This is a genomic window from Ructibacterium gallinarum (assembly GCF_014982785.1).
Lineage (GTDB): Bacteria > Bacillota > Clostridia > Monoglobales > Monoglobaceae > Ructibacterium > Ructibacterium gallinarum.
The window spans coordinates 60,948-67,122 of the sequence record NZ_JADCKB010000019.1; the positions used below are offsets into that span (position 1 = coordinate 60,948).

A 6,175-nucleotide genomic window follows, 5' to 3' on the forward strand; every position below is an offset into this window, starting at 1 on the left:
ATCTTTGAAATTTCTGTTGCAATCATTGAAATAATAGGATATAATAAAACCGTATGGCGTAAAATTCCATACGGCTTTTTCTATGCCAAACAATAAAGAGAGGAGCTGATTTCCCGTGATGCGGTTGCAAAAATTTTTAGCAGGTTGTGGAGTCGCTTCCCGCCGCGGGGCAGAGGTTCTGATTAAGGAAGGGCGTATCAAAGTCAACGGCAATACGGTTACCGCAATGGGAGTGCAAATCGATGAAAATAAAGACCAAGTAGAATTTGATGGCCGTCTTGTACAGCCGGAAAAGAAAATGGTCTATATTATGTTAAACAAGCCCGCTGGTTACGTAACCACAGTATCAGATGACAAAGGACGTGACACCGTTATGTCTCTTGTTCAGGATATTCCAGTACGGATTTATCCGGTTGGGCGCTTGGATTACGATACAGAAGGACTTCTGTTAATGACCAATGACGGAGATATTACCTATCGTATTACACATCCCAAAAACCAAGTTGAAAAAACATATGTTGCTGAAGTAACTGGCAATATTACCATGGATACTCTGCTGCGTCTGCGCAGCGGTATCTACCTTGACGGCGTTAAGACCCGTCCAGCCAAGGTAGAAGTAATTGGAGCTACACAATATGGAACAAAGCTGGAAATTACGATTCATGAGGGAAAAAACCGACAGGTGCGGCGTATGTTTGAAGAGGTCGGATGCATTGTAAAACGACTGAAACGCACCAGAGAAGCCGGCTTGATTTTAGGTCACGTTCCTCTTGGCCGCTGGCGTCGTCTGACAGAGTCAGAGGTCAACATGCTTAAAAAAATTGGAACTGGCAAAAAATCTTCTGCTGTATACCGGCAGAAACAGCAAAAATTAAATTATCGTAAATAGGATTAACATTAATATATCAAGGAGGCAACTTTATGAGTAAGTTAGATGACTTACAGCAGCGGCGCTCTGCAATCGAGCAGGGCGGCGGTGTAGAAAAAATCAAAAAGCAGCACAGCAGCGGCAAGAAAACCGCAAGAGAACGACTGGCAATGCTTTTTGACGAAGGAAGTTTTGTTGAAATTGATGCATTTGTTACTCACAGATGCACGGAATTTGACATGGCAAACACAAAGGCTCCGGGAGAAGGTGTCGTTACCGGATATGGAACGGTAGACGGGCGTCTTGTATATGCATATGCACAGGATTTTACCGTTATCGGCGGCTCCCTAGGCGAAATGCATGCAGCTAAAATCTGTAAAGTAATGGATATGGCTATGAAAATGGGTGCTCCCATCATTGGTATCAATGATTCCGGCGGTGCTCGAATTCAGGAGGGAATAGACGCCTTAAAGGGCTTTGGTGATATCTTTTACCGCAACACCCTCTCTTCTGGTGTGATTCCTCAAATTTCTATTATTTTAGGACCCTGTGCAGGCGGTGCTGTTTATTCCCCTGCAATTTGTGATTTTATTTTTATGGTTGACAAAACCAGTCAAATGTTTATTACCGGTCCTTCCGTAGTGAAATCTGTCACTGGTGAAGATGTATCTTTTGATGAACTGGGCGGGGCACAAACCCACGCTTCCAAGAGCGGCGTTGCCGCCATGGCATGTGCTACCGAAGAAGAATGTTTTGCACAGGTGAAAAACCTGCTTGGCTTACTTCCGGCAAATAATCTTGAAATGGCTCCGGCATATGACTGCGAGGATGATCTGAATCGCTTATCTGAAAAATTGACCACGCTGGTTCCAGAAGACGGAAATAAATCCTACGATATCCGTGATATTATTACTGAAGTGGTTGACAACGGCGAATTTTATGAAATATTTAAAGCTTTTGCCCCCAACATTGTGACCGGTTTTGCCAGAATGAACGGTGCAACCGTTGGTATCATTGCAAACCAGCCAAAGGTAATGGCCGGTTCTCTTGACTGCAATTCTTCTGACAAAGGTGCGCGTTTTGTACGGTTCTGTGACAGCTTTAATATCCCAATTATTACCTTTACCGATGTTCCCGGTTATCTTCCAGGAGTGGAGCAGGAACACAACGGTATTATCCGTCACGGTGCAAAACTGCTTTATGCTTTTTCTGAAGCAACCGTTCCGAAAATCAATGTGATTGTGCGCAAAGCCTATGGCGGTGCTTATATCGCTATGAACAGCAAACACCTTGGGGCAGATATGGTTTTTGCTTGGCCTACTGCTGAAATCGCAGTTATGGGTCCTGCTGGAGCGGCTAATATTATCTTCCGAAAAGATATTGCAAACGCAGCCGATCCTATCACGGCTCGTCAGGAAAAGATTGATGAATATGTAGAGAAATTTGCCAACCCTTATGTAGCAGCAGCCCGTGGATATGTTGATGATGTCATTGAACCGGATTCGACACGTCCCCGTCTGATCAGCGCACTGGAAATGCTGATGAGCAAACGTGAAACCCGCCCCAGCAAAAAGCACGGCAATATCCCTCTGTAATTTGTCATTGAAAGGAGAATGTCCCATGTCATTGTTTGAAGCTTTGGGTGAAGGTTTAATGGTTACTGTAATCGGTCTTATTATCGTGTTTGCTGTGTTGATCATCCTCATGCTGGTCATGATGCTGATGAAGGTAGTTTTCTATAAACCGCAAAACGATTCACACCATGTTCCGTCCCAACAGGTTCCAGCTCCGGCACCTGTGCCGGCAGCCCCTGTAGAAGAAAGCAATATGGATGAAACGGAACTGATTGCTGTACTGACTGCTGCTGTTGCAGCCAGTTTGAACACCTCTACCTATCATTTAAATATTAAATCCTACAGAAGAATCGAAAATACCAGCCCTGCTTGGAATAAAGCCGGACTGAAAGATGTTATTGATGCAAGATTTTAAGGAGGAATAACCATGAGAAAATTTATTATTAATGTAAACGGCAATTCTTACGAAGTTGAAGTTGAAGAAGTCGGCGGCGTACAAACTTCGGCACCGGCTCCCAAAGCAGCTCCGAAGGCTGCAGCTCCCGCGCCGGCTCCCAAAGCTGCGCCGGCTCCCAAAACAGCGCCGCCCGCAGGCGCCACCAATGTTACTGCTCCTATGCCTGGTAACATTGTTTCTGTAAAAGTTCAGGTAGGTGACAGTGTGAAATCCGGCGATGTTTTGTGTATTTTAGAAGCTATGAAAATGGAAAATGAAATTATGGCTCCTAAAGCAGGAAAAATTGTTGCTGTCAGCACCAGTGCAGGCACGAGCGTAACTACCGGTGATGTTCTGGTGTCCATCGGCTGATTTACTCCATTTGGTTAATTCGATGAAAGGGTGATATTGTGTTTCAAAGTTTTATCGACTTTATGGGCAGTACAGGTATTGCGGCCATGATCACCAACGCCAAAGATGCAATTGCGGCGGGGGCTTCTGGTTTTGACCAATTCGTAGCTGTTATCGGCACTCCATTAATGATTGCTATTGCCTGTGTTTTGCTCTATCTGGCTATTGTAAAAAAGTTTGAACCGCTGCTGCTCCTGCCGATTGCCTTTGGTATGCTCCTGTCCAATCTGCCTATGTTTGCTAATTCCGGCGCAATTATGATGCACACCGAATTCTTTACCGATCCGGCATACATGATTGACGGACATTTGGATATGCAGCGTATTTTCTCTGAAGGCGGTCTGCTTGATCTTCTATACTTAGGTGTTAAATTAGGAATCTATCCCCCGCTGATTTTCCTGGGGATAGGTGTTATGACCGACTTTGGCCCGCTGATTGCAAATCCGAAAAGTATTATTTTAGGTGCGGCGGCACAGCTTGGTGTATTCTTAACATTTTTGGGAGCACTGGTGCTTGGCGCCTGCATTCCTGCCATTAATTTTGGTGTCAAAGAAGCTGCATCTATCGGTATTATTGGAGGAGCTGACGGTCCTACAGCAATCTATGTAACCAAAACACTGGCTCCTGCTCTTCTTCCGGCGATTGCAATTGCCGCTTATTCCTACATGGCATTAATCCCGGTAATCCAGCCGCCGATTATGAAACTAATGACGACTAAAAAAGAACGTTGCGTTGTAATGGAGCAACTTCGTCCTGTCAGCAAAACAGAAAAAATCATTTTCCCGATTGTAGTAACGATTGTGGTAGCACTGATTGTACCGGATGCAGTTACCTTGGTCGGTATGCTAATGCTTGGCAATCTTGCAAAAGAATGTGGGGTTGTAGAACGTCTTACCAAGACTGCAGAAAATGGTTTAATGAATACCATTACCATTTTCCTGGGTTTAACCGTAGGCGCTACCGCCAAAGCAAGCACCTTCTTGACTGCAGAAACCCTGGGTATTATTGTTCTGGGTTTGATTGCTTTCTGCTTCAGCACCGCAGGCGGTTTGCTTTTGGGTAAAATCATGTACAAACTTACCGGCGGCAAAGTAAATCCGTTGATTGGTTCTGCAGGTGTATCCGCCGTTCCTATGGCCGCCCGTGTTTCTCAAACCGTAGGACAAAAGGAAAACCCCGCCAACTTCCTGCTGATGCACGCTATGGGTCCAAACGTGGCAGGCGTTATCGGCAGCGCAGTTGCAGCAGGCGTATTCCTTTCCATGTTTTCGTGAGATTGAACTATAACTTAGTGATTGAATAAAGGAGGTTATTTTAGATGGGTAAAGTAGGAATTACTGAAACCATATGCCGCGATGCGCATCAATCCTTAATTGCAACCCGCATGACCACAGAAGAAATGCTCCCGGCTCTTCCCATGATGGACAAGGCCGGTTATCATGCACTGGAGGTATGGGGCGGCGCAACCTTTGACGCATGCCTGCGGTTTTTAAATGAAGATCCTTGGGACAGACTTAGAAAAATCCGTGCTGCGGCCCCGAATTCCAAGCTGCAAATGCTGTTCCGTGGTCAAAACGTATTAGGATATCGCCATTATGCTGATGATGTAGTAGAGTATTTTGTCCAGAAATCCATTGCAAACGGCATTGATATTATCAGAATTTTTGATGCACTCAACGATGTGCGTAATCTGCAAACAGCAATTAATGCTACCAAAAAGGAAGGCGGACATGTACAGGCGGCTATTTCATACACCATTAGCCCAGTGCACAACAATGAGTTTTTTGTTAAACTTGCGAAAGAATACGTAAACTGCGGCGCCGACTCTATCTGTATTAAAGATATGGCCGGTCTGCTCACTCCATATAACGCATACGAGCTTGTAAAACAGTTGAAAAAAGCGGTAAAAGTCCCGCTGGAGCTTCATACCCACTACACCAGCGGTGTAGCTTCTATGACCTATTTAAAAGCCATTGAAGCCGGTGTAGACATTGTTGACTGTGCACTTTCTCCTATGGCGATGGGGACCTCACAACCACCTACCGAACCACTGGTTGCAACTCTGCAGGGTACGGAATATGATACTGGTATGAATCTTGATCAACTGACTGAAATTTCAGACTATTTTAAACCTTTGCGCGAAAAATATCTGGAAAGCGGCTTGATGAGTACAAAAGTATTGGGCGTTGATATCAACACCTTAAAATACCAGGTTCCGGGAGGAATGCTCTCTAATCTCGTATCTCAGTTAAAACAACAGGGCAAAGAAGACAAGCTGGACGATGTTTTAAAAGAAGTTCCCCGTGTCCGTGAAGATTTGGGATACCCCCCGCTAGTTACACCTACTAGCCAAATTGTTGGTACTCAGGCGGTTTTGAATGTTATTATGGGTGAACGGTACAAAATGGTTTCTAAAGAAACCAAGGGTATCTGTAAAGGCGAATACGGCCGCACACCGGTTCCGATTAAAGAAGAATTTCGCAAAAAGATTATTGGTGATGAGAAAGCAATTACCTGTCGTCCCGCCGATTTGTTAGAGCCGGAACTGGATAAGCTGAAAAAAGAATGCGCCCAATGGATTGAACAACCTGAAGATGTTTTATCCTATGCTCTGTTTGATCAAGTTGCTGTTAAGTTTTTTGAACAGCGTCAGGCCGCAAAATACAAAATAGATAAAGATATGGTCAACAGAGAAGAAAAAACACACTATATTTAATATTACTTCTTATAAAAAATCCCCGCTCCTCATGGTAGAAGAGCAGGTCCAGTAAAAACGGACAATAGAAAAAATCGCCCTCCTATGGTATAATAAAAACTATCAAAGGGGGGCATTGTTATGCCAAGAAAATACATAAAAATAAGGCAACACGAAGAAGAATTGCTGAA

General features: G+C 44.4%; 6 protein-coding genes. All 6 read left to right on the forward strand.

What is annotated here, in order from left to right:
- Positions 1-118: 118 nt before the first annotated feature.
- The 6 genes from INF28_RS09330 to INF28_RS09355 all read left to right on the forward strand — a co-directional run bounded on the left by INF28_RS09330 (position 119) and on the right by INF28_RS09355 (position 6,005).
- Positions 119-889, forward strand: coding sequence for a pseudouridine synthase (locus INF28_RS09330; RefSeq protein WP_226393208.1), 771 nt, complete (start codon positions 119-121; stop codon positions 887-889).
- Positions 890-921: 32 nt separating this feature from the next.
- Positions 922-2,463: an acyl-CoA carboxylase subunit beta gene (locus INF28_RS09335; protein ID WP_226393204.1), complete on the forward strand. Its 1,542-nt coding sequence runs from the start codon at positions 922-924 to the stop codon at positions 2,461-2,463.
- A 25-nt stretch (positions 2,464-2,488) separates the two neighbouring features.
- A complete protein-coding gene (locus INF28_RS09340; RefSeq protein ID WP_226393205.1) occupies positions 2,489-2,857 on the forward strand; it encodes an OadG family protein in 369 nt (122 codons plus the stop codon).
- A 12-nt stretch (positions 2,858-2,869) separates the two neighbouring features.
- Positions 2,870-3,250, forward strand: a complete 381-nt coding sequence (locus INF28_RS09345) for a biotin/lipoyl-containing protein (protein WP_226393206.1) — start codon at positions 2,870-2,872, stop codon at positions 3,248-3,250.
- A 167-nt stretch (positions 3,251-3,417) separates the two neighbouring features.
- Positions 3,418-4,563, forward strand: a complete 1,146-nt coding sequence (locus tag INF28_RS09350; RefSeq protein ID WP_404815157.1) for a sodium ion-translocating decarboxylase subunit beta — start codon at positions 3,418-3,420, stop codon at positions 4,561-4,563.
- 44 nt (positions 4,564-4,607) lie between these two features.
- Positions 4,608-6,005: an oxaloacetate decarboxylase subunit alpha gene (locus tag INF28_RS09355; RefSeq protein ID WP_226393207.1), complete on the forward strand. Its 1,398-nt coding sequence runs from the start codon at positions 4,608-4,610 to the stop codon at positions 6,003-6,005.
- Positions 6,006-6,175 lie beyond the last annotated feature (170 nt).

Excerpts from the sequence above, each read along its gene's own strand:
- INF28_RS09330 (WP_226393208.1), top strand. The coding sequence starts at position 119 with ATGCGGTTGCAAAAATTTTTAGCAGGTTGTGGAGTCGCTTCCCGCCGC.
- INF28_RS09355 (WP_226393207.1), top strand. The coding sequence starts at position 4,608 with ATGGGTAAAGTAGGAATTACTGAAACCATATGCCGCGATGCGCATCAA.
- INF28_RS09350 (WP_404815157.1), top strand. The coding sequence starts at position 3,418 with ATGATTGCTATTGCCTGTGTTTTGCTCTATCTGGCTATTGTAAAAAAG.
- INF28_RS09335 (WP_226393204.1), top strand. The coding sequence starts at position 922 with ATGAGTAAGTTAGATGACTTACAGCAGCGGCGCTCTGCAATCGAGCAG.
- INF28_RS09345 (WP_226393206.1), top strand. The coding sequence starts at position 2,870 with ATGAGAAAATTTATTATTAATGTAAACGGCAATTCTTACGAAGTTGAA.
- INF28_RS09340 (WP_226393205.1), top strand. The coding sequence starts at position 2,489 with ATGTCATTGTTTGAAGCTTTGGGTGAAGGTTTAATGGTTACTGTAATC.